Here is a 22,664-nt window from a genome sequence, read left to right as displayed (position 1 = left end):
TTGGCGGCCTTGCCGCTAAGGGTATGATAGCCTTTGGAAATCGTCTTTTTCGTCAAATCGCCCACACCCGGTCGTGCTTCTTCTCCCCCTTGAAGTGGAAATCCTCCCGGAGAGGGCGCAGTTCCTCGGGCTTGGGGGGCCGGGGCCGTCCGGCGGCAAAATACCGCAGGGCATCGGGGGCATGGGTCACTTCATGGGGCTCTTTGGCGGCGTCTCCCCCGCCGTTTGGGTCAAAACGGAGGGCCTGCAAAGAGCGGATCAGGTTATGGCAGCAGGGAAACACCCTGAGGGCCGGGCCGTTTTCCCCTGGGCGCAGCCATTCTTTCAGATCCATCCAGCCGCTTTCCCGGGCGTTTTCCGCCCTCTCAAGCCAGATGCCCTTCTGGGCAAAGATCTCGGCCACGCTGCGGCCGGTGTCCTGCCGCCGGTTCCACAGATCGGGCGGGGCCAGAAAGCACTCCACCGGCTCATGGCAGTCCAGGATGCGCTGGGCGGCCTGGGAGACGATGAGACCGCTTTCGTAGATCTCCCGGTAGACCACGGCCTTCCCCTCCGGGCTGAGGGCGATAAAATACCCGGCCAGCATATCCAGGCCGTAGTCCATGGCAAAATACCGCCGCCAGGACACCGGGATGGAAAAAGGCTGACACACATGGGTGTCCTCCTGAAATTCCGGGAAGAACTGTCCGGCGAACTGATCCCATTTCCCTTCCAGCCAGGCTTCCCGCAGTCCTTTGGGCAGGCTCTGGAGCATCTTCACATAGCCGGGGTCGCTTTCCATCAGCACTTTGTTGTCATAGACCCGGGCGGGGATGAAGGTGTAGTCGGCAGGGTTTTCGACGCCCCGGTATTCCTTGTCCACGAACAGGCGCTTGACCCAGCTATGGCCCACGCCGCCGGGGTTGCAGGTAAAATACATCCGCTTGGGAAAGGGGTTGGCCCCTCGCAGGCAGGCGGTGAGGGTGGAAAACTGGTACTCGGTGAACTGGGTGGCCTCGTCCAGGAAGATCACATCGTATTCCTGGCCCTGGTACTGAAGGGTGTCCCCTTCGCTGGCGCAGTAGCCGAATTTGAGACGGCTGCCGTTATGGAACACCAGGGTTTTTTCCAGCTCCTTGTAGTCGGCCACCGGCTCGGCCATATGGCGCAGGGGCAGGATGTGGTTTTCCCGCAGTTCGGGATAGCTGCGGCGGAGCAGCAGCAGACGGATGCCGTCATAGCGGAGGGCCATGAGCAGGGCTTTCTGCCGCACGGCCCAGCTTTTCCCGCCGCCCCGTGCGCCGCCATAGGCGATGAAGCGGGTATCGGCCCGCAAAAATTCCCTCTGCCTGGGGGATGGCTGTTTTAAAATCAATTTCATTTCTCACTCTCCTTTTGCGGTCCGGTGTCGGGACCAGCGTGCCGCTGGACCCAGGCGGTGCTGCCGCACCCGGCAATAACACTATGGCTGGTTGGATGCTGGGCCGCAAAGACGGCTCCCTTGTGCAAAGGGAGCTGTCGGCGAACGCCGACTGAGGGATTGAGGGTACCTGGCTGACCATGCCTACACCCGGCACCTGGTATTATCCAGGCGGCTGCGTGCCGTCAATCCCCCCTGCATGGCCCTGCCATGCTGTCCCCCCTTTGCACAAGGGGGGCTTTTCTTTGCCCTGCGGCATACAACGAACCAAGGCAAAGACAGGAACGGCTGCGGCGAGCCGCCAGCCCTGGTTCTGTTGCCGGGCGCGGCAGCGCAGTATGGGAGCGGAGGCACTCCGCCGCCGCTCATTTTGCATCTTTTTCCGCTTCTTCTTCCAGCACCACTTCCAGCCGGTGTTCCTCCCGGGGCGGGAGCAGCTGCTGGGAGCGGCCATAGACCCGGTTGAGCACCTCCTTGGCGCAGTCCAGCCGGGCCGAGCGAGGGGTGTCCTCCTCCTGCAAAGCCTCCAGCAGGAGCTTTGCCGCCAGAGGGCTGGCCTCCACCAGAATTTTCCGGGCCTGCTCCTCCGGCGGCTGCTTACTTCTGGGCGACACCGGCCTTCACCTCCTTCTGCTGCCTTTTGAAAAAGGCTTGGCTCTGCTTGCGGGGGGTCTGCTCGTCGCAATAGCCCATGCGGAAGGCCACCTGCTGCCAGGTCAGGCATTCCAGATAGCGCAGGGAGAGCAGCTGCCGGGTCTGGCTGTCCTCCACCCCCTGGATGAAATCCTGCAAGGCCCGGGCTTCCTCCAGGCATTTTTCCAGATGCCGGGCGGTGCTTTCCTCCAGCTCCCGGAGCTGGGCGGCATAGCGTTCCTGGGCATCCTGGGGCGACAGGGACGGCAGCCCCGGCGCCTGCCGCACCCTCCCCTGCTGGAGGGCCCGCAGCTTTTGCAGCCGGTTTTTCTGCTGCAAAATCTCCCGGTTGATGTGCCGGAGATGATCCATTTGTTTTTGATTCATTGTGATGTTTTTCATATTTTTCCTTTCCCCTCCATTCCTTCGTATGCAGACGGTGTGTTGGGCTGGTTTTCCAGGGTTTTTCCCCTTCTTTCGGCACAGAATAGCTGTGAGGTGAAGAAGTATGAACAGCGCCATCCATCGGGATTTCCCCGATGTTTTCAGCTCAGACCATCATCCGGGCTATTTTGCACCCGGCATCCTCACCCGGCTGTCCCCCTCCATTCATCAGGTGGTGACCCAGTCGGCAGTGGATCAACCCCCCGGCTAACGGTCCCGTGTCGGGACGGCCAAAACTCGCTGAAGGCTGTATGGGCTGCTGTGCCTCGGTGCTCCAAGGCTGGCCCGCCAGCCTTGGAAGGGGCCAGGGTGCAATCCTGAGTCCGGTGGCCGGACGGCCAAACGGCGCTCCCGCACCCGATCATAGAACCCCCAGAGCCGCAGGTTTTCCTGCGGCTCTGTTTTTGCAGGAAGATAACGATTAAATCGTAATTTGCAGGCAAAATACCTCCCTCGCATACTTTCTTTGCCGGTTGTATTTGCCTGGGCAAAGAAGCCCCCTTTGTGTAAAGGGGGGACAGACCGCCGCAGGTGGTCAGGGGGGATTGAGAGGTCTGGTGGCCGGACAAGCCCAGTTCCTGGGCACCCAAACGGTGCTGCCGCACCAAGCAACGCACCCCGGACTAACTGGCGCAGTCGGCTTCACAATCCCTCAGTCGGCGTTCGCCGACAGCTCCCTTTACACAAGGGCGCCCTCTTTGCCTTTCTTCAACCAACCTGCCCAGCGCGGGAGCGCAGTATGACTGCCCAGGCACTGGGCCGGCCTTGGTTCTGCACTGGGCCAGGACTGGATCAAAGCCCCTACCGGGTGATGGTTTATCACACCCGGAGCAGAAAGCCGGGCAACGCATGATGCCGGAGACAGGAACGGGTCCAGCGTCACGCTGGCCCCTGCCGGCGGAGCCGGAGCACCGAGGGCCGTAAACCATACGGCCGGGGAGAGTACGGCAGCGGCGACACGCCGCCTGCCCAGCGCGGGAGCGCAGTATGACTGCCCAGGCACTGGGCCGCCGCTACGATTTAATTGTAATCCCTCCTCCTTTCCTTGTCAAAGGGGCCTTTCGTCCATGGGGATGCACCCTTTGTTCGGCCTTTTGCATCCCTTGTGCTCTTTCCTCGCCCCTTTGCTTTGTTTTTGGGCGATGATGAGAAAAATCCTGCCGATTTGTTATCTTTTTGACAGTCCTCGGCCCGGTTTTGCCCTGCATCGACCCCTTTTTGCCCTCCATCCTAATATTTTTCCCCTCATCGCCGGAATTTTGTGCAATCTGCGCTTGCGCCGGAAGAAAAAATATGCGATACTTTTGCATGCTTTTTTCATACATTGATGAAGGGATGGTTCCCATGGATTATCGTTTTTTGCTTTCACTGGCCATCATTCTGCTGTCCACCAAGGTGTTCGGCCTGATCTCCCAGCGGGTGCAGCTGCCCTCGGTGGTGGGCGCACTCTTGGCCGGGCTTCTGCTGGGGCCCACCTGCCTGAACATGGTGGTGGAAACCGACTTTTTGCTCAAGACCTCCGAGCTGGGCGTCATCTTCCTCATGTTCCTGGCCGGTCTGGATACCGACCTGAAGGAGCTGAAAAAAACCGGGCTTACCTCCCTGTTCATCGCCGCCTGCGGCGTCATCGTGCCCCTCATCGGCGGCTCGCTGTGCTATAAGCTGTTCTTCCCCCAGGCCACGGTTGACGCCATGCTCCGGGCGGTGTTCGTGGGCGTTGTGCTGGCGGCCACTTCGGTGTCCATCACCGTGGAGACCCTGCGGGAGCTGGGCCGTCTCCGGGGCAAAGTGGGCACCGCCATCCTGGGCGCTGCCGTCATCGACGACATTCTGGGCATTGTGGTGCTCACCATTCTCACCAGCTTCACCGACCCCTCGGTAAAGCCCCTGATGGTGGTGGGCCGGATCGTGGGCTTTTTCGTGCTGCTGGCTCTGGTGGGCTTTGTGGTCTACCGGCTGTTCCAGAAGCTGGGCAAGGCCTATTACAACCACCGGCGCATCGCCATTTACGGCCTGGTGTTCTGCCTGCTTCTGTCCTATGCGGCCGAGCACTTCTTCGGCATCGCCGACATCACCGGCGCTTATTTTGCCGGACTGATCCTGTGCAACATCGCCGAGGCCCAGCCCTACATCGCCCGGAAGATCAATATTGCTTCCTATATGCTCTTTTCCCCGGTGTTTTTCGCCAGCGTGGGCATCGAAACCGATCTCCATGGCTTCACTTTTTCCCTTTTCGCCTTTGCTGTGGCCCTGACCCTCACGGCCATTGCCACCAAGGTGGTGGGCTGCGGCCTGGGAGCCAAGCTGTGCAAGTTTTCCGCCCATGATTCTCTGGCGGTGGGCGTGGGCATGATCTCCCGTGGCGAGGTGGCCCTGATCGTGGCACAGAAGGGCGAGCAGGCCGGGCTGGTGGACGCCTCCCTCTTCCCGGCGGTGGTGGCCATGGTCATCGTCACCACCCTGATTACCCCCGTGCTGCTCAAGCTGGTCATGGGCCGCTCTCCCCTCCCCGCTTCCGATGAACCCACCCTCACTGTCAAAAGCGGCGACTAACGGAGTGCCTCCGCTGGCATACTGCGCTCCCGCGCTAAGCAACAGAACCAAGGCCCGTTGCATGATCGGGTGCGGCAGCACCGCCTGGCCGTCCGGCTACCGGACCCGTCCGGCCACCGGACCAGCGTGACGCTGCACCCATACTGCGCTGCCGGTCCCGTGTCGGGACGGCCAAAACTCGCTGAAGGCTTTATGCGTTGTTTGCCTTTCTGCTCCGGGTGTGATAAACCATCCCCCGGCAGGGGCCCCGTGAAATCCTGGCAAAGTGCAAAAAAGCCTCCCTTGTGGCGGCGAGCCGCCGCTGCCATAAGGGGGGATTGTAAAGCCCGGTGCATAACAAAAAAACCTCCCATCAGGGAGGTTTTTTTGTCTGTTTATCCGTTGGCTTTTGGCAGTTTCACAAACTTCACCAACGCGGCCACGGCCAGGGCGTTGATGATGGTTTCGGGGATCATAAAGGTGCCGTTATAGGTGAGAGACCAGACCCAGTCGGGCACAGCGGGATCGCCGGTATGCCAGATGATGATGCCCGAGAGGAAGTGGCACAGAAACCGGATGACGCACACGGCCACCGTAGCCACGCCTGCACCCACCACGGCGTTTTTGAACCGGCGGGCCACAATGGGGGCCAGGCCCAGCAGGCCGAAGGGCAGCACATAATCCAGCATCACTACCAAAAAGAACCACAGCAGCGTGCGCACCGGCGGAGCCCAGAAGCCCTCAATCATCTGAATGACGGCAAAGACCAATCCGGTGAGCAGGCCCCATTTGGCCCCATAGCGCAAGGCGATGAAGATGATGGGAGCCATACAAGCGGCGGTCACCGAACCGCCCAGGGGCATCTCCCACACCTTCACCATGGCCAGAACGGCGGCCAGGGCCACCATAATGGCGCTTTCGGTCAGTCTTCTTGTGTTGTTTTTCTGCATCGTACCCATCCTTTCTTTCCCCGAAGGCATAAAAAAAATCGCGGGAACAATGCCCGCGATGAAAGGCGGCGTGCAGCCGCTGCCATACCCGGCAGCGGAACAAAGCCCATGATGATCTCTTCCTACGCTGGCATTACCCAGATCAGGTTTGAGGGTTGACGGTGCTCCCGTCTCTCAGCCGGTATCAGAACCAGCACCCCTGCCCACTTGTCATAGGAAGTATACTCCTCCCTCCCCCATTTGTCAAGGCAGCGTGACGCTGCAGGCATACTGCGCTGCCGCGCTAAGCAATCACACCAAGGCCGGTTGAATATATTTGGCCGGGACTGCACCCCGGCCCCTACCGGTGTTGGCTCGCCAGCGCCGGAGCAATCAGGCAAGCAAAGCATAAAGCCTTCAGCGAGTTTTGGGTGCAGCGTCACGCTGCACGAAAAAGACCGGGAAAGGTGTGGTACGATGGGGACAGAAAAAAGAGGGAAAGGACGGAAAAGAATATGTATACCAAGATCGACCAAGGTCTATGGCGGCAGATGAAGCAGAAAGGGCTGAGCGAGACGGGCCGTCTTTTGTACCTGTACCTGTTCAGCTGTCCCCACCGGAATATGCTGGGCCTGTATTCCCTGCCCCAGGCATACTGCTGCGCCGATCTGGGAATGGAGCCCCAGCGGGTAGAGGAAGGGTTCCGGGAGCTAGAGGAAGCCGGGTTGCTGGCCTATGACCAGGAGGAAGAAATGGTACTGCTCACCGATTTTCTCCGGACAAACCCGCTGGACAATGTGAATGTGCAGAAAAAAGCCTGCACCATTTTCCAGGACCTGCCCCAAAGCCCGCTGTTTTCCCTTCTGGTCGATCTTCTGCGTCAGATGGAAAAGCCCTATTCCCTGCTGCAAAAGGCGGTCTCTGCACGCATCCATAAAGGGTCCGGGGAAGGGTATGCCAATACAGAAGAAGAAAAAGAAACAGAAACAGAAGCAGAAAAAGCAGAAGCAGAAAAAGCAGAAGAAACAGAGGAAGGAGCCGGAGCAGAAGGGTTTGCGCCCCGGCGCTTTCACCCACCCACCCTCTCTCAGGTGCGGGATTATGTTTATGAGAGAAATTCCCCGGTAGACCCCCAGGGTTTTCTGGATTTCTACCAGGCCAAGGGCTGGATGGTGGGCAGCACCCCTATGCAGGACTGGAAAGCGGCCCTGCGGAATGCAGAAAGCTGGGAGCGGTGGCAGCGGCAGGAACGGCAGCAGGGGGCCTGGGAGACCCATGAGAAACGGGATCTTTATGAGAGCGGCGGGGACCTATGGCCCTTCTGAGCCAGGCCCGGTGGCCGGACAGGTCCAGTGCCTGGGCGGTCATACTGCGCTGCCGCGCTGGGAAACAGAACTTAGCTGGTTGTTTCCTGGGCAGCAAAGACGGCTCCCTTGTGCAAAGGGAGCTGTCGGCGAACGCCGACTGAGGGATTGAGGGCACCTGGCTGACCATGCCCACACCCGGAACCTGGTATCGTCCAGGCAGCTGAGTGCTGTCAATCCCCCCTTGCATGGCGTTGCCATGCTGTCCCCCCTTTGCACAAGGGGGGCTGCAGCGTGACGCTGCACCCATACTGCGCTGCCGCGCTAGATCACAGAACTTAGCTGGTTGTATCCGCTTGGCCCCGGCAGGGACTCCGCCTGGGGCGCGAAAAAGGTCGGGGAAAAACTTAGTTTTTCCCCGAAAGGTCCGGTGGCCGGACAGCCGTTCCTGCGCTCCCGCGCTGGGCCGGTTGTACGCAGAAGGGCAAAGAAAGTATGGCCGTCCGGCCACCGGACCCGTCCCGCCACGGGACTAGAGTTGTTTTTTGATTTTTTCGATGACGCCTTTTTCCAGGCGGGAGACCTGGGCCTGGGAGATGCCGATCTCCCTGGCCACTTCCATCTGGGTACGGCCGTCGTAAAACCGCAGCGCCAATATCCGCTTTTCCCGATCGCTCAGGCCGCTCATGGCCTGCTTCATGGCGATCTGCTCGATCCAGCTGTCGTCGGTGTTTTTCGTATCCCGCACCTGATCCATCACGCAGATGGCGTCGCCCCCGTCCTGGTACACCGGCTCATACAGGGAAATGGGATCGGAGATGGCATCCAGGGCAAAAACCACCTCTTCCCGCTTCATGCCGATGGCGCGAGCGATCTCCTCCACGGTAGGCTCCCGCTGATGCTCCTTGGTGAAGGCTTCCCGGGCGGTGAGGGCCTTATAGGCGTTGTCCCGCAGGGAACGGCTCACCCGCACCGGGCTGTTGTCCCGGAGATACCGGCGGATCTCGCCGATGATCATGGGCACGGCATAGGTGGAAAAGCGCACGTTCAGGCTGAGATCAAAATGGTCGATGGACTTGATCAGCCCCACGCATCCCACCTGGAACAGATCGTCTGCCGCTTCCCCTCTGCTGCCGAAACGCTGCACCACCGAAAGCACCAGCCGCAGATTCCCGGCGATGAGTTTTTCCCGGGCCTGCTTGTCTCCCTCCCGGGCTTTTTCCAGAAGCTCCCTGGTCTCTTTTCCCGTCAGAGTGGGCAGTTTGGATGTGTTGACGCCGCAGATCTCCACTTTTCCCTGCATTCCTGTTCCTCCCTTTTTTTGTTACAGACAGTATTGCCTGAAAAGGGATAACTAATACAAGGGCCAGAACACCCGCTGCGGCGGGTGTTGCCCCAGGTTTCTTCCCAGCGGCGAAAGCCGCCGGGCCAGCGTGACGCTGGACCCATAACTTTCTTTGCCTTTGCCGGTTGTGTTTGCCAGGGCAGAGAAAGTATGGCTGTCCGGACACCGGACTTCCCCGACCTTTTTCCAGCCTCCCGGCGGGGTCCCCGCCGAAGCCAAGCGGATACAACCAGCTAAGTTCTGTTTCCCAGCGCGGCAGCGCAGTATGGCCGTGGCGGCTCGCCACCGGGTGATGGTTTATCACACCCGGAGCACCGAGCCTGGCAGCGCATACAGCCTGGGAGAGTTTTGACAGCCCAGGCACTGGGCCAAAGAAAAGCCCCCCTTGTGCAAAGGGGGGACAGCATGGCAACGCCATGCAAGGGGGGATTGTCAGCACTCAGCTGCCTGGACGATACCAGGTTCCGGGTGTGGGCATGGTCAGCCAGGTGCCCTCAATCCCTCAGTCGGCATTCGCCGACAGCTCCCTTTGCACAAGGGAGCCGTCTTTGCTGCCCAGCATCCAACCAGCTAAGTTCTGTTTCCCAGCGCGGGAGCGCAGTCTGGCCGCCCAGGCACTGGGCCAAAGAAAAGCCCCCCTTGTGCAAAGGGGGGACAGCATGGCAAAGCCATGCAGGGGGGGATTGCGAAGCCGATTGCATCATTTTGCTTGGCTGTATGATTCAGCGCGGCAGCGCAGTATGGCCGTAGCGGCTCGCCACCGGAGGCTCGCCGCAGCCGTCAAATTGTCATTTCCTTTTTTAGTCGGGAGATGATCTTCTTTTCCAGCCGGGAGATATAGGACTGGGAGATGCCCAGGAGATCGGCCACCTCCTTCTGGGTCAGCTCGTCCCGGCCGCCCAGGCCGAAGCGCATGGAAATAATGGTCTTTTCCCGCTCATTCAGCCGGTCGATGGAGTGGCGCAGCATTTCCCGGTCGGCGTCGTCCTCCACCGGCCGCATGACGCAATCGGGCTCTGTGCCCAGAATGTCGGACAGCAGCAGTTCGTTTCCGTCCCAATCGGTGCTCAGCGGCTCGTCGATGGACACCTCCGACCGGGCCCCGGAGTGCTTGCGCAGCACCATCAGGATCTCGTTTTCGATGCACCGGGAGGCATAGGTGGCCAGTTTGGTGTTCTTGTCCCCCCGGTAGGTGTTCACCCCCTTGATCAGCCCGATGGTGCCGATGGAGATCAGGTCCTCGATGCCGATGCCGGTGTTTTCAAACTTCCGGGCGATATACACCACCAGACGCAGGTTGTGCTCGATGAGGGCCTGGCGGATCTCCGGCTCCTTGCCGGTGTAGCGGGCCAGGTATTCCTTCTCCTCTTCCGGGGTCAGGGGCGGGGGCAGGCTCTGGGAAGAGGCGATGTAATAGATGGACGGCAGCTGGCAAAGCCCTATCTTTTCCAAAAACTTCCGCACCTTCAGGGAAAGCACGGCCCGCAGCAAAACATATTTCACCCTTGTTTCCTCCTTTTCATCCCAAAATCGCCTGGCATCCCTGGGGGGTGGAAATCCTCCCCGGAGCGATGCCGATGAGCACTTCTTTTTCCACTCTGCCGTCCACCAGGATTTTGTCCGGTTTCATGGCCAGAAGCAGTGCGCCGCTCTGGCCCACCGCCTGGTATGGCAGCAGCAGAAAGCGGCGGGAATGGATGCGCTCAAAGACCTCCGGCCCGTTATCCCCCCGCAGGCTTTCCAGCGCCTGCCGCTCTTCCCGGGAAAGCAGCGGTACAAGGCAGCTTTTTTCCACCACCATCACCCGTTTCTGGCTCATGGGGTCCCGGAGAAGATTGCCGGTATCCCGCAGGGCGTGCACCTCGGCCCACCGGTCCCCCACCCGGATCTTTACCCGGGCCGGCGCGGCCTTCCCCTCTCCCCTTTTGGCGGAAAAGGCCAGGGACAGCAGCCCATAGGCCGCCCCGAAGGAAAGCAGCAGGGTGCTCATGGGCAGATGCACATAGGGAACGCCCCCCTGCACCCGCACCCGCTGGCTGCCGGAGAGGGCGGTCAGGGCCATGACGCCGCCGCCCATGGCCATGGTGACGGACAAAAGCAGCAGGCTCAGCCGCAGGGCTTCCCCGGGGGTAGAGATATGGAAGGCGGCAAGGCAGAGCAAAAGACAGCAAAGGGCCTTGATGAAAAGGCCCCACAGGCCCTGGGCCGGAGCGAAAAACATCACAGCCGCAAGGAGCCCTCCCAAAGCGGCACTGAGCAGCAGCCGGGGCACAAAGCAGGCCTTTCCCCCCAGCCGGCCCACGCATCGCAGCAGAAGATAGTTGATGCCGAAATTGAGGAAAAACAGAATGTCCAGATAGACCACCATATCCCCCAGCCTCCTTTCCTTCCCAGTATACTCCCTGTCCGCCGCATATTTTGTCGCGGAGTGCCTCCGCCGGCATACTGCGCTCCCGCGCTAAGCAACAGAACGAAGGTTGGTTGTCTCCGCTCCGGCAAAGAGAGGAACGGGAGCCCAGGCACTGGGCCAAAGAAAAAGCCCCCCTTGTGCAAAGGGGGGACAGCATGGCAACGCCATGCAGGGGGGATTGTGAAGCCGGGCGCACCGGTTAGCCAGGCTATATGATCGGGTGCGGGAGCGCAATATGACTGCCCAGGCACTGGGTCCCGTGTCGGGACGGCCAGACTGCGCTCCCGCGCTAAGCAACAGAACGAAGGTTGGTTGTCTCCGCTCCGGCAAAGAGAGTATGACCGCCCAGGCACTGGGCCAAAGAAAAAGCCCCCCTTGTGTAAAGGGGGGACAGCATGGCAAAGCCATGCAGGGGGGATTGTGAAGCCGAGCGCACCGGTTAGCCAGGCTGTATGATCGAGTGCGGGAGCGCAATATGACTGCCCAGGCACTGGGCCCGGGTGTGGTTATCGTCAGCCAAGTGTCGCCAATCCCCCCGGCGGCGCAAGCCGCCACCCCCCTTTGCACAAGGGGGGCGTCTTTGCCCTACTGCATAGAGCGGGCCTAAGTTCTGCAATCGGCCAGGACTGCACCTTGGCCCCTACCGGGTGATGGTTTATCACACCCGGAGCACAGGAGCATAGCAACGCATACAGCCTTCAGCGAGTTTTGGGTGCAGCGTCACGCTGCCTAGAGGGATTTGCCCAGCTGGTATGCTTTTTCCAGGAACTCCTGGCTGACGGTACCTTTCTCGCCGCAGCTGGTGCAGATCAGCACGCCCTTATCCTTCCATTGCAGGCTTCCGGCGCACATCTGGCGGTAGGTCTCCACCAACCCGGAGAACCGGCCCGGATCGCTCACGGCCCCGCAGCTGATGAGGGCGGAGTCCTTGCCGGAGATGCTCTTGCCACCGGCGCCGAAGGCCTTCAGCTTGTCGATGAACATCTTCATCTGCCCGGAGAAGGTGTACCAATACAAAGGCGTTGCCAGCACGATGGCATCGCAGGACAGAAGCTCCTGCTCCACCTCATTGAAATCGTCTGCAAAGGCGCAGGGTACGCCTTTTTTGTAGCAGCCGCCGCAATCCTTGCAAGGCAGGATGTTCTTCTTCCCTGCGTCAAAGATGACGCCGGTGTTGCCCGCTTCCTCCACGCCCTTCAAAAGGGCCTGGGCCAAAAGGTCGGTGTTGCCCTGTGTCCGGGGGCTTCCGGTGACGATCAGGATCTTCTTGCTCATGGCAGTTCCTCCTCTGTTTTCAGGGGGTGTTCCCCTTTGTTTCCCCCAGGATACACCCTGTACCCCACTCCATGTCAAGGCGGAGTGCCTCCGCTGCCGTTCCTGTCTCCGGCATCATGCGTTGCCCAGCTTCCTGCTCCGGGTGTGATAAACCATCACCCGGTAGGGGCCACGGTGCAATCCTGGCCGATTGCCATAGAAAGGGTTGGTTGTATGCCGCAGGGCAAAGAAAAAGCCCCCCTTGTGCAAAGGGGGGACAGCATGGCAAAGCCATGCAGGGGGGATTGTGAAGCCGGGCGCACCGGTTAGCCAGGCTGTATGATCGGGTGCGGAAGCGCAATATGACTGCCCAGGCACTGGGTCCCGTGTCGGGACGGCCAGACTGCGCTGCCGCGCTGGGCAACAGAACGAAGGTTGGTTGTCTCCGCTCCGGCAAAGAAAAAGCCCCCCTTGTGCAAAGGGGGGACAGCATGGCAAAGCCATGCAGGGGGGATTGACAGCACTCAGCTGCCTGGACGATACCGGGTTCCGGGTGTGGGCATGGTCAGCCAGGTGCCCTCAATCCCTCAGTCGGCGTTCGCCGACAGCTCCCTTTGCACAAGGGAGGTCCGGTGGCCGGACGGCCATACTGTTTTTGCCGGATTGCACCGAACCAGCCTCCTCTGTGCCACTGAGCCAGGATTACACCCCGGCCCCTACCGGGTGATGGTTTATCACACCCGGAGCACAGGAGCATAGCAACGCATACAGCCTTCAGCGAGTTTTGGCCGTCCGGACACCGGACCGGCACTCCGCCTTGAAAAGGGAGGGGAAAACTGCTATACTGGGGCCAGGGAAACCCATTATAAATATGAGAGAAGGTATCATTCATGCAGTTCAACGAAAAGCGTATGCTGGACCGGCTGATGGAGATGATCCGCATCGACAGTCCGTCCTTCCATGAAAAACCCATGACCGATTACCTGGAGAAGTATTTCAAGGACCGGGGCTATGAAGTATACCGGGACGAAGCGGGGAGCAAATTCGGCTCCGACGGCGGCAATGTGCTGGTGCACATCCCCGGCACCATGGAGGGCGAGGCCATCTGCTTCAACGCCCACCAGGACACCGTAGAGCCGGGCCGGGGCATCGAGCCTGTCTATAAGGACGGCAAGGTCCGGAGCGCCGGTGACACCGTGCTGGGCGCCGACGACAAGTCGGGCATTGCCATGCTCATGGAGCTTCTGGATGTGATCAAGGAGAACAATGTTCCCCATCGTGAGATGTACTATCTCTTCACCATCTGCGAGGAACAGGGAATGCACGGCGCCAAGAACTTTGACATTTCCAAATTGCCCTGCCGCAATCTGTACGCACTGGACGGGGCCGGCCAGGTGGGCGGCGTTTCCACCTCCTCCCCCTCCAAGTACGGCATCCGTGCCGTGTTCCATGGCAAAGCGGCCCATGCGGGCATCGAGCCCCAGAACGGCATCAACGCCGTGTGCATGGCGGCCCGGGCCATTTCCCTGGTGAAGTTCGGCCGCATCGATGAGGAGACCACCTCCAATGTGGGCCGGATCGAAGGCGGCGGCATGACCAATGTGGTGTCCGATTCTGCCTTCTTCACAGCCGAAGTGCGCTCCCACAGCGAAGAGAAGCTGCAGCACCAGCTGGATCTGATAAAGAAGGCCTGCCAGCAGGCGGCAGAGGAGTTTGGCGGCAAGGCCGAGGTGGAGCTGAGCCACGATTATCCTGCGGCCAAGCCCAACCCGGAAAGCTTCCTCTATCAGCTGAACCTGAAGGCTCTGAAGGCCGAGGGCATCGAGCCTCACTATGTGATTTCCGGCGGCGGCGGAGATTCCAACATCTTCTCCGGCAAGGGCTTTGAGTGCGGCGGCATCTCCACCGGTATGCTGGATGTCCACGGCGTCAATGAAACGCTGCATCTGGATATCTTCCAGCAGGCCTTCAATGTGGTTTACCGCATGATGACGGAAAATCTCTAGCGGCGAGCCGCCGGCCCAGTGCCTGGGCAGCCATATTGCGCTCCCGCGCTGGGCTAGCCCGATGCAGAAAGGCAAAGAAAAGCCCCCCTTGTGCAAAGGGGGGACAGCATGGCAACGCCATGCAAGGGGGATTGCGAAGCTAGGCAAATGATTCAGCTGGGAGCTGTGATCGGGTGCGGTAGCACCGCCTGGCCGTGGCGGCTCGCCACCGGCACGCTGCGAAGATTGCACAATAGTCCTTCCCGGGGTTGGCTCGCCAGCCCCGGAGCAATCAGGCAAACAGCGCATCCCCACCGGAGACAGGAACGGCCGTCCGGCCACCGGACCTGTCCCGACACGGGACGAAAGGATGGTGTATTATGTTTATGGCATTGTTTACCGCAGGATATTTTATCCTTTTTCTCTCCATCATCGACCGGGCTTTTCGGGGGGCCCCCATCGGCCCGGTATCCAACACCTTCACGATCATCGCCTGGGTGGCGGCCTTCATTATCAGCGTAGGCCTGGGTGATTTCACCGCAAAAAAGGCCCGGGCGGGCAAGGCCCCTTCCCTGTTTGCCGCCTTGTTCATTCTGGCCTGGTTTCTGCTGTTTTCCGCTGTGCTGGGCCTTGTGTTCCGCTTCGCCCCTATCGGCCCGGTGTCCGATATCTTTGTGATCATCGCCTATGGGATCGCCCTCATCGCCAGCATCGGCCTGGGGAACTTCACCGCAAAAAAAGCCAGAGATGGCAATCGGACAGTGAATTGTCAAACTAAGTGCAACAGGAGTTAAGCTTGAGTTGCCATAGTTTCTGAGCAGAATGAAAGTTAAGAACCTTGCGAGGCCTGGCGTTAATCAACGCCAGGTTTCGTTTTAGTGTGGCAGGAGCCACACGAGAAAGATTTCTTCCCTTGGGATAGAACTCTCTGAGCAGACCATTGAGATTTTCATTTGTACCCTTCTGCCAGGCACAATAGGGATCGGCAAAATAGACATCACAATGCAGCCGCTCTTCGATTTTGCGCCAGTTGGCAAACTCTGCTCCGCGGTCACAGGTGATCGTCTTGACTAATTGAGAAGGAGATGATTGACCGCTATATCCACTTCTACAACCATGAGCGCATCCAGCTCAAAACGGGAGAGGCGCCGCTGGCGCGACGCCTCTCCGCTTAAAACTTCATGTTTTCCTACATCGGTGCCTTTTTGTGCTGTCCGCACAATCTGGGGCGGTTCAAACCCTTCCGGTTGCCCTGCTTTTTCATTTTTCCTCCGGAAAGACTTCCCTGACAAGCTGCCGGTATTCCCCAACCAGTTTCCAGCGGCTCTCCAAAGGTGCCATAGCCTCCCCCAACGCCCGGTAGTACCAGCGCTGCTTTTCTTTTCCCCGGCGAAACCGGCTCCAAAGAGCATCTCCCAACTCCCGATAATCCAGGCAAATGCTACGGAGATTGGAAAGTTTATCTGCACAGGTAATCAGCTTTACATCCATTGAAATTTCAGATTTCAACATCTGGACAGTATGTTCTTTTCTCTCTTCCCAGGACAAATTCTTGTCCTCGCTGCACCCTTCTACCAGCTGCCGCACCACAGGCCCAAAGATCTCCTCCAACTGCTGTGGTGTGGCAGAGGTATCCTCCAAGGTGTCGTGGAGCAGGCCGGCGCAGATCACTTCCGCCGCCGCCCCCTCCCCAGCCAGGATCTGGGCCACCTCCGCCGGATGGGCGATGTAGGGCACCTGACTCCCCTTCCGCTTTTGCCCTTCGTGGTATAAGGCGGCAAAGGAGTAAGCCCGGTGAAGCAAAAGCCCTTCTTGTGTTTTTTCCATAGTCCCTCCTTGCAAATAAATATCCCCCGGCTTCGCCGGGGGATATTTATTTTTTACTGGGGCACTTTCACATCGGCGGGAATGGGGCAATGATAGGGCTTTCCGCCGGTCTTCTCTTTAAATTCCTCCTGGGCCTTCTCCAGGATCTGAGGATCCTCCAGGATCTTCAGGCCCCACAGAGCCATGGCCTTGGCGGCATAGATCATGCCCTTCTGTCCCACGCTGCTGCCGGAGCAGGAAGTGATCTGCCAGCTATGACCAGGAGCACCCACATTCTCGCAGGCGGTATTGAAGGTGACAGTGGGGCAGATGTAGCACACATCGCCCACATCGGTGGAACCGAAATTGCCTTCCACACCCACAGGCAGGACACCGGTGTGGAGATGGGTGCCTTCCGGCAGGCCGTAACCGGCGATGGCAGCGGCATACTGATCGGGCCGGGCCTCGTCCAGCTTCCGGGCAAACTCCAGCTCTTCGGCTGTCCAGGCCTCCTGGGGAGTTTCCACCATGCAGTCATGGATCAGATCCACCAGCACGCCGTTATTCAGGGTCTGATAGCAGCCGCCCATAAACTCGATTTCCAGCTTGGTCTCGGTCATATGGGCTGCGCCTTCGGCCACCTTCACCAGGCGGGCATAGACCTCATCCACAGTCTCCCGTTTGGGAGCCCGCACATAGTACCAGACAGTGGCATTGTCGGGAACGATATTGGGTGCCGTGCCGCCTTCGGTGATGGTGTAATGGATACGCACATCGGTGGTCACATGCTCCCGCAGATAGTTGGCGCCCACATTGGTCAGCTCCACGGCATCCAGGGCCGAACGGCCGTTGTGAGGATCGCCGCCGGCATGGGCGGTGACGCCATGGAAATGGAATTTCACACTGTTGAGAGCCAGGGAATTGCCCATGGTCACCTCATTGGCGGTGCCGGGATGGAAAGCGATGGCGCAGTCCAGCCCATCAAAGGCATGGCCCCGGGCCATAAAGGATTTGCCGGTAAGCAGCTCTTCCGCCGGGCATCCGAAATAAATGATAGTGCCATTCAGGCCCTTTTCCTCCATTTCGGCCTTGAGGCCCAAAACAGCGCCCACATGGCCAACGCCCAACAGGTTGTGGCCGCAGCCCTGGCCATAAGCCTGGCCTTCCACAGCCTTCTGCTCTGTGCCCACTTCCTGGCTCAGACCGGGCAGAGCGTCATATTCTCCCAAAAAGCCGATGACCGGCTTGCCGCTTCCCCAGGTGGCTTTGATGGCGGTGGGCACTTCCCCGGCCCCCAGCTCCACGGTGAAGCCGTTTTTCTCCAAAAGCTCTGCCGTCCATTTCTGGGCGTTATATTCATGGTATCCGCCCTCCGGGCAAGCCCAGATATCCAGGCTCAGCTTTTCCAGTTGAGAACGGTTTTTGTCGATGGCCTCATAGGCGATCTTGCCGGACATAACGATCACAACTCCCTTTTCATTTAATTTTACAGCTTTACAGCACTGGTTTTATTATATCGGTGGAAAAAAGCAAAGTCAACGAAGGCCCCTGCCAAAGTTTCTCCCTTTAATTTGTGGACTTTCTCCCATGGATGAAGCGCAGCATAGAATAATAAAAGATCGCAAGTCCAAAGGAGGCTTCTTCACTATGCCGCAAAAAAGCTATGACCGCCGGGCCGCCCTGGCCTATGCCCGCAAATGGGCCCTGGGTCGCAATCCTGCCTTTCTGGATTTTGAAAATCTGGGGGGCGACTGCACCAACTTTATCTCCCAATGCGTTTATGCCGGGTCCGGCGTGATGAACTTCACCCCCACTTTCGGCTGGTACTACCGCTCTCCCTCTTCCCGGGCCCCCGCCTGGACCGGAGTGGATTTTTTCTACAACTTCATGACCGGAAACAAAGGCCCCGGCCCGGTGATGGAGGAAGTGCCCATTTTCCGCCTGCTTCCCGGAGATGTGATCCAGCTGGGCACCCAGGAGGGCCAGTTCTATCATTCCCTGCTGGTCATCCGCACCGGCCCCATTCCCACCCGGGACAGCATCCTCATCGCCACCCATACCTATGACGCCTATCTCCGCCCGCTCCATACATACGCTGCCCCCCGGATGCGCTTTCTCCATGTGAAGCATGTGAATCTGCCCTAGCCCTTGCATTTGACCTCTTTCCGGTGTATCATGTGAAAAGAAATATGGATGAGAAAGGAGTGGAAAGATGCGCAACTCTTCCTGCCGGTAACGTGTCTTTTGGCGGCCTTGTGCCGCGCTGCCGCAGGAGAAGTGCGCCCTTTCCTTCCTTTTGCCGTCTGGTGCAGACGGCTCTTTTGGCTGTGCAGGCCGGGGGAAAGGACTTCCCTCGGCCTGCATTTTTTACTGTTTCAAACGCAGCCAAGGAGGTTTTTCCATGTCTCTCATCCAAGTCACCGATCTGACCTTTTCCTACCCTTCCAGCTATGACGAGGTCTTCTCTCATGCCAGCTTTCAAATCGACACCCGGTGGAAGCTGGGGCTCATTGGCCGCAACGGCCGAGGCAAAACCACCCTTCTCCGCCTGTTGATGGGGGAATATCCCTATGGCGGCTCCATCCATTCTTCGGTGGAGTTTGATTATTTCCCCTATCCTGTCCCCCATCCGCAGCATCGGGCCGGAGAAGTTCTGGCCGCACTGTGCCCCCAGGCCCAGCCCTGGCAGATCGCCCGGGAGATCTCTCTGCTGGAAGTGGAGGAAGCGGCTTTGGAGCGTCCTTTTTCCTCCCTTTCCCAAGGAGAACAGGCCAAATTGCTCCTTTCTGCCCTCTTTTTGAAAGAAGGACACTTTCTTCTCATCGACGAACCCACCAATCACTTAGACGAAGAAGGGCGACGAAAAGTGGCCGCCTACCTTCGGGGAAAACAGGGATTTCTTCTGGTATCCCATGACCGCCGCTTCCTAGACGGCTGCGTGGATCACCTCCTCTCTTTCAATCGGGCTGATATCCAGGTGCAGAAAGGGAACTTTTCTTCCTGGATGGAAAATTTCCAGCGGCAGCAAATGATGGAGGAAAAACAGCAGGAAAACCTGAAAAAAGACATCCGCCGCCTGGAAAAAGCCGCTCAGCGCTCAGCGGCCTGGTCCCAGCAGGCGGAAAAAGCCAAATATCAAAACGGCCCGGTGGACCGGGGATACATCGGCCATAAAGCGGCCAAGATGATGAAGCGATCCCAGGTGATCAAACAACGGCAACAGCAGGCTATCCAGGACAAATCGGCCCTACTCAAAAACCAGGAAACGGTCTCCAGCCTGAAACTCTCTCCTCTCCCCTTTCATTCCCGGCGGCTGGCTGCCTTTTCTCAAGTGCAGGTGCAATATGGACACACACCGGTGTGCCCGCCTGTGTCCTTCACCCTGGAGCAGGGAGACCGGGTGGCCCTCATCGGCAAAAACGGCAGCGGAAAAACCAGCCTGCTTCGGCTGCTGACCGGTGGGACCGTCCCTTATGTGGGAGAAATGCACAAGGCTTCCGGCCTTGTGATCTCCCTTGTGCCCCAGGACATCTCCTTTCTTCGGGGAAGCCTTTCCCGACTCATCGTGGAGGAAGACCTGGACGAAAGCCTGTTCAAGGCCATTTTGCGTAAAATGGATTTTGCCCGGGTCCAGTTTGAAAAGAACCTGGAAGATCTGTCCCAGGGACAAAAGAAAAAGGTACTGCTGGCCCGCAGCCTTTGCCAGCGGGCCCATGTGTATGTGTGGGATGAACCTCTCAATTACATGGACATCTATTCCCGCCTTCAGATTGAGGAACTGATCCAACAGTTTGCTCCCACCATGCTTTTTGTGGAGCATGACCAGGCGTTCCGGGAAAACATCGCCACCAAAAAAGTTTTCCTTTAAAACAGCCCAAAAGGCCCAGTTTGCACTGGGCCTTTTGCCTTTTTCGTGGATTTGACCATCCAAAATCGGCTTAACTCACTTTTTCCGCCGGTACCGGAGCACAAACACCAACGCCAGCAGCAAATGTGACGATTGGCTGAACAATGGGAAGTTTTTCTGCTTTTCTATGAAATTCTCTGAAAAAAATCCCAAAGAACAATACCTCAGTTCTTTTTCAGCAGCAGAATACAAATTCCGCCATATAAAAACAGAAGCCCTACAAGAGGCAAGATATCCGTCCAATGAAATCCACCCATCAGCAAACGACTGCCCCAGAAGGCGGGGAAGCATTTTCCCACGCCTTCCAAAACAGGAGACAGCAGCTCAGCCGGGAAAAAGACCCCCGACAGCAAAATCGAAGGCAGAAAAAGCAAAATGGAAAACAACGAGGTTTTGGCCTGATCTTTGACACCCAGCCCTACCACGCCGGCCATGAATAAGGAGGTTAGGAGCAGCAAGATCAGAGCCAGCACATACTCCTGCAAATTTGAGGGGATTTCCCCACCAAAACAAACAAACGAAAGGCCAAATAGCAACACACTCATGAGCAAAAGATGACAGAAGGCCGACAGCATGGCCAAAACGAACCCCACCCATCCTGGAATGCCGCTAACCTGATACACTTTGCGGATATCGCTTCCATAAAACTCCACCAATGTAGGTGGCAAACCAATCAACGCTCCCATGGAAATGGCGAACACTGTCATGGTCTGGGTCAGAGTCTGCCGGCTCTCCGGCATAATGGAGACAAAAATGCCTCCCATCAAAACGAAAAAGGCCAGCGGCACCAGATAGCAGGCAATCAGCATGGTTTTGCTGCGAAGATCCATCTTCCACTGTAATAGGACGCCATAAAACAATCCCTTCATCTGTTTTCCTCCTTAGTCAGCCGGAGAAAGCACTGTTCCAAAGAGTCCCGTTCCACCTGGATGTCCAGGACTTTTTGCCCTGCGGCCCGGCATAGTTCCAGCTGAGAAAGCAGATCTCTCCCCAGATCTTCCGCCGAAAAACAAATCGTCTCCCCCTCGGTGTGCAAGATAACCTTGTTCGCCCTTCCCTCCTGCTGCCGGAGCTGCTGAGGCGTACCGGCAAACACCACCTTCCCCTTTGCCAAGATGGCCAAAGTATCACACAAATTTTCCACTTCTCCCATGTCGTGGCTGGTCAGCACCACCGTTTTGCCCTGCCGTTTGAGCTGTGCCAGCAGGTTGCGCAGTGCCATGCGTCCCTGCACATCCAGCCCTGCTGTGGGTTCATCCAGAAAAAGGATGTCCGGGTCTCCCACCAGCGCCAAGGCCAGATGCAGTCGTTGTTTTTGTCCTGGAGACAGTTTGCCATAGAGCTGCTTTCCCAGCTCATGGATGCCCAGCGTTTCCAGCAGTCCCGGCTCCGCTCTTGTTCCATTCCACCGGGCAAACAATGAAAGTGCCTCCATGGCCCGGATGGAAAACGGCAGGCTGGCCGATTGCAGCTGAACACCCATCCGCCCATTCACTGAAACCTGCCCTTTCTCATAGGAACGCAGACCTTGGATGCACTCCAAAGCCGTGGTTTTTCCGGCTCCGTTCACCCCCAGCAGAGCAAAAACTTCCCCCTGCTCCACCGCCAGATCCAGCCCTCGAAGCACTTCATGGGCCCCATAGCTTTTCCGCAACTTTTCCACTTGGATGGCCTTCATGCTTTTTCTCCTGTGTGTGCAAAGGGGTCCACACCCAAGGCAGAAAAATAGGCCTCCAGTGCCGGCTCCACAAATTTATTGGCCTGTTCCTGCCGTTCCTTCCAGGCCGGGTCGGCCCCTTCCAGGTGCCCCATCTGTTCCAGCTTGGGCAAAAGGCTCCAGTCCCCACCGGTAAAACGGGTGATCATGTCCCAATATTCTCTGGCAAAAGCCTGACCTTCCGGGCTTTGAGGCGCGACCCCTTGTTTTCCCAGCTTCACCGCCCGTTCCTGGAGGGTAAGGAAGGTTTGGATAAATTCCAGACCGCTTTTTTGATCAAAACGATTGCGGATATGTCCCAATGTATCCTGATCAAAATGCTTGATGAGCCAGTAAAACTCATTTCCCATTTGAAGGTTGACTACAATATCGGCGTATTTTTCAAAATCCACTTTGCCCATTTGCAGCACTTCCTGGCGCAGGGCCTGGATTTCCTGAAGCGCCTGGCTGAGGCTGCGGATCTTTTGCTCAATCTCTCCCGCTTGCTCCTCCAACGCACAGGCCACCTGCTCCGGTGTTTCCAATTTCGGCAATCGATCTTTGATATCTTTTAAGGAAAACCCCAAATGCCGCATGGCCAGGATCTGATGCAGCAGCACAATGTCTTTGTCTGTATAAAGCCGGCGGCCTCCAGCGCTGATGGCGGTAGGCGACAAAAGCCCCTCCCGGTCATAATGCTGCAAGGTGCGCACGGTCACATCCATTTTTCTTGCCACCTGTCCCACTGTCATATACCCTGTGGGAATGGCTTTTTCCATTTCCATTCTTCCACCTCCTGCATGCATTATAAATTATGACGCTGGGTCACGAGCAAGCATTTTTTCGTACAGACAACAAAAAAGCCCGCGCTCTCTTCGCAAAAGTGACAAGTCCACTTTTGCGAGTTTTCTCAAGGGGCTGCGTGCACGCCTTTGGCGCACACTGGCCCCTTGAGAGGTGCAAAAAGCCACGCACAGGTCGCAGCTTTTTGCAGATTGATTAAGATTAAAATCAGAAACC

Annotated in this window: 21 protein-coding genes, 1 pseudogene and 1 riboswitch; of the genes and pseudogenes, 7 read left to right on the top strand and 15 right to left on the bottom strand. The window is 58.1% G+C overall.

The genetic code is table 11. The features are described 5' to 3' along the window. Nucleotides 1-52 precede the first annotated feature (52 nt). The 3 genes from H6A25_RS10770 to H6A25_RS10760 form a co-directional block, all read right to left on the bottom strand. Complete coding sequence (locus tag H6A25_RS10770) at nucleotides 53-1,360, bottom strand: phage terminase large subunit (RefSeq protein WP_204752128.1); 1,308 nt, start codon at nucleotides 1,358-1,360, stop codon at nucleotides 53-55. Between the two features lie 404 nt (nucleotides 1,361-1,764). Beyond that, entirely contained in the window at nucleotides 1,765-2,013 is a 249-nt protein-coding gene (locus H6A25_RS10765; RefSeq protein ID WP_204752127.1) for a hypothetical protein, read from the bottom strand. Further along, nucleotides 1,997-2,434, bottom strand: a complete 438-nt coding sequence (locus H6A25_RS10760; protein WP_204752126.1) for a hypothetical protein — start codon at nucleotides 2,432-2,434, stop codon at nucleotides 1,997-1,999. The genes H6A25_RS10765 and H6A25_RS10760 overlap by 17 nt, the downstream gene beginning before the upstream one ends. 106 nt (nucleotides 2,435-2,540) lie before the next feature. Here H6A25_RS10760 and H6A25_RS10755 point away from each other — a divergent pair, with 106 nt between their 5' ends. After that, nucleotides 2,541-2,687 (top strand): hypothetical protein, encoded by a 147-nt coding sequence (locus H6A25_RS10755; RefSeq protein WP_204752125.1) that lies wholly within the window; start codon nucleotides 2,541-2,543, stop codon nucleotides 2,685-2,687. Between the two features lie 1,133 nt (nucleotides 2,688-3,820). After that, on the top strand, nucleotides 3,821-5,029 hold the full coding sequence (locus H6A25_RS10750; protein WP_204752124.1) for a cation:proton antiporter: 1,209 nt from the start codon (nucleotides 3,821-3,823) through the stop codon (nucleotides 5,027-5,029). Nucleotides 5,030-5,403: 374 nt separating this feature from the next. On the opposite strand, the gene H6A25_RS10745 is transcribed toward H6A25_RS10750, so the two are convergent. Then, a complete protein-coding gene (locus H6A25_RS10745; protein ID WP_204752123.1) occupies nucleotides 5,404-5,958 on the bottom strand; it encodes an energy-coupled thiamine transporter ThiT in 555 nt (184 codons plus the stop codon). 100 nt (nucleotides 5,959-6,058) lie between these two features. Next, nucleotides 6,059-6,169, bottom strand: a riboswitch (TPP riboswitch). A gap of 283 nt (nucleotides 6,170-6,452) precedes the next feature. On the opposite strand from H6A25_RS10745, the gene H6A25_RS10740 reads away from it, so the two are divergent. Beyond that, a complete protein-coding gene (locus tag H6A25_RS10740; protein WP_204752122.1) occupies nucleotides 6,453-7,262 on the top strand; it encodes a hypothetical protein in 810 nt (269 codons plus the stop codon). A gap of 511 nt (nucleotides 7,263-7,773) precedes the next feature. On the opposite strand, the gene sigG is transcribed toward H6A25_RS10740, so the two are convergent. The 4 genes from sigG to H6A25_RS10720 all read right to left on the bottom strand — a co-directional run bounded on the left by sigG (nucleotide 7,774) and on the right by H6A25_RS10720 (nucleotide 12,271). After that, on the bottom strand, nucleotides 7,774-8,544 hold the full coding sequence (sigG, locus tag H6A25_RS10735) for an RNA polymerase sporulation sigma factor SigG (RefSeq protein ID WP_204752121.1): 771 nt from the start codon (nucleotides 8,542-8,544) through the stop codon (nucleotides 7,774-7,776). 822 nt (nucleotides 8,545-9,366) lie between these two features. Then, the gene (gene sigE / locus H6A25_RS10730; RefSeq protein ID WP_430651174.1) at nucleotides 9,367-10,089 is read right to left on the bottom strand and encodes an RNA polymerase sporulation sigma factor SigE; all 723 of its coding nucleotides are present in this window, start codon (nucleotides 10,087-10,089) and stop codon (nucleotides 9,367-9,369) included. Nucleotides 10,090-10,105: 16 nt separating this feature from the next. Next, nucleotides 10,106-10,954, bottom strand: a complete 849-nt coding sequence (locus tag H6A25_RS10725; protein WP_204752120.1) for a sigma-E processing peptidase SpoIIGA — start codon at nucleotides 10,952-10,954, stop codon at nucleotides 10,106-10,108. 771 nt (nucleotides 10,955-11,725) lie between these two features. After that, nucleotides 11,726-12,271, bottom strand: coding sequence for a flavodoxin family protein (locus H6A25_RS10720; RefSeq protein ID WP_204752119.1), 546 nt, complete (start codon nucleotides 12,269-12,271; stop codon nucleotides 11,726-11,728). An 869-nt stretch (nucleotides 12,272-13,140) separates the two neighbouring features. On the opposite strand from H6A25_RS10720, the gene H6A25_RS10715 reads away from it, so the two are divergent. Next, complete coding sequence (locus H6A25_RS10715; RefSeq protein ID WP_204752118.1) at nucleotides 13,141-14,256, top strand: M20/M25/M40 family metallo-hydrolase; 1,116 nt, start codon at nucleotides 13,141-13,143, stop codon at nucleotides 14,254-14,256. A gap of 359 nt (nucleotides 14,257-14,615) precedes the next feature. Beyond that, the gene (locus tag H6A25_RS10710; RefSeq protein WP_204752117.1) at nucleotides 14,616-15,029 is read left to right on the top strand and encodes a hypothetical protein; all 414 of its coding nucleotides are present in this window, start codon (nucleotides 14,616-14,618) and stop codon (nucleotides 15,027-15,029) included. Here H6A25_RS10710 and H6A25_RS10705 read toward each other — a convergent pair. The 3 genes and pseudogenes from H6A25_RS10705 to H6A25_RS10695 form a co-directional block, all read right to left on the bottom strand. Beyond that, nucleotides 15,010-15,312 (bottom strand): annotated as a pseudogene (locus tag H6A25_RS10705) (IS30 family transposase); the annotation flags it as partial. The gene H6A25_RS10710 and the pseudogene H6A25_RS10705 sit on opposite strands and share 20 nt — an antisense overlap. 183 nt (nucleotides 15,313-15,495) lie before the next feature. Next, entirely contained in the window at nucleotides 15,496-16,062 is a 567-nt protein-coding gene (locus tag H6A25_RS10700) for an HD domain-containing protein (protein WP_204752116.1), read from the bottom strand. Nucleotides 16,063-16,115: 53 nt separating this feature from the next. Further along, the gene (locus tag H6A25_RS10695; protein WP_204752115.1) at nucleotides 16,116-17,498 is read right to left on the bottom strand and encodes an amidohydrolase; all 1,383 of its coding nucleotides are present in this window, start codon (nucleotides 17,496-17,498) and stop codon (nucleotides 16,116-16,118) included. A 190-nt stretch (nucleotides 17,499-17,688) separates the two neighbouring features. Here H6A25_RS10695 and H6A25_RS10690 point away from each other — a divergent pair, with 190 nt between their 5' ends. After that, on the top strand, nucleotides 17,689-18,186 hold the full coding sequence (locus H6A25_RS10690; protein WP_204752114.1) for an amidase domain-containing protein: 498 nt from the start codon (nucleotides 17,689-17,691) through the stop codon (nucleotides 18,184-18,186). 256 nt (nucleotides 18,187-18,442) lie between these two features. Beyond that, nucleotides 18,443-19,909, top strand: coding sequence for a ribosomal protection-like ABC-F family protein (gene abc-f, locus H6A25_RS10685; RefSeq protein ID WP_204752113.1), 1,467 nt, complete (start codon nucleotides 18,443-18,445; stop codon nucleotides 19,907-19,909). Nucleotides 19,910-20,112: 203 nt separating this feature from the next. Here the strand turns inward: abc-f and H6A25_RS10680 are convergent, their stop codons facing one another. The 4 genes from H6A25_RS10680 to H6A25_RS10665 all read right to left on the bottom strand — a co-directional run. Continuing rightward, nucleotides 20,113-20,817, bottom strand: coding sequence for an ABC transporter permease (locus H6A25_RS10680; protein WP_204752112.1), 705 nt, complete (start codon nucleotides 20,815-20,817; stop codon nucleotides 20,113-20,115). Further along, nucleotides 20,814-21,626, bottom strand: coding sequence for an ABC transporter ATP-binding protein (locus H6A25_RS10675; protein ID WP_204752111.1), 813 nt, complete (start codon nucleotides 21,624-21,626; stop codon nucleotides 20,814-20,816). Before H6A25_RS10675 ends, H6A25_RS10680 begins: the two co-directional genes overlap by 4 nt. After that, nucleotides 21,623-22,429 (bottom strand): MerR family transcriptional regulator, encoded by an 807-nt coding sequence (locus H6A25_RS10670; RefSeq protein ID WP_204752110.1) that lies wholly within the window; start codon nucleotides 22,427-22,429, stop codon nucleotides 21,623-21,625. The genes H6A25_RS10675 and H6A25_RS10670 overlap by 4 nt, the downstream gene beginning before the upstream one ends. Before the next feature lie 27 nt (nucleotides 22,430-22,456). Further along, nucleotides 22,457-22,664 (bottom strand): hypothetical protein (locus tag H6A25_RS10665; protein WP_204752109.1); only part of this gene is annotated, 208 nt, incomplete at its 5' end.

It is taken from the genome of Intestinimonas butyriciproducens, from assembly GCF_016901775.1.
Taxonomy (GTDB): domain Bacteria; phylum Bacillota; class Clostridia; order Oscillospirales; family Butyricicoccaceae; genus Pseudobutyricicoccus.
Note: the sequence above shows the minus strand (reverse complement) of the source record. Positions and strands in the feature narration are given on the sequence as shown.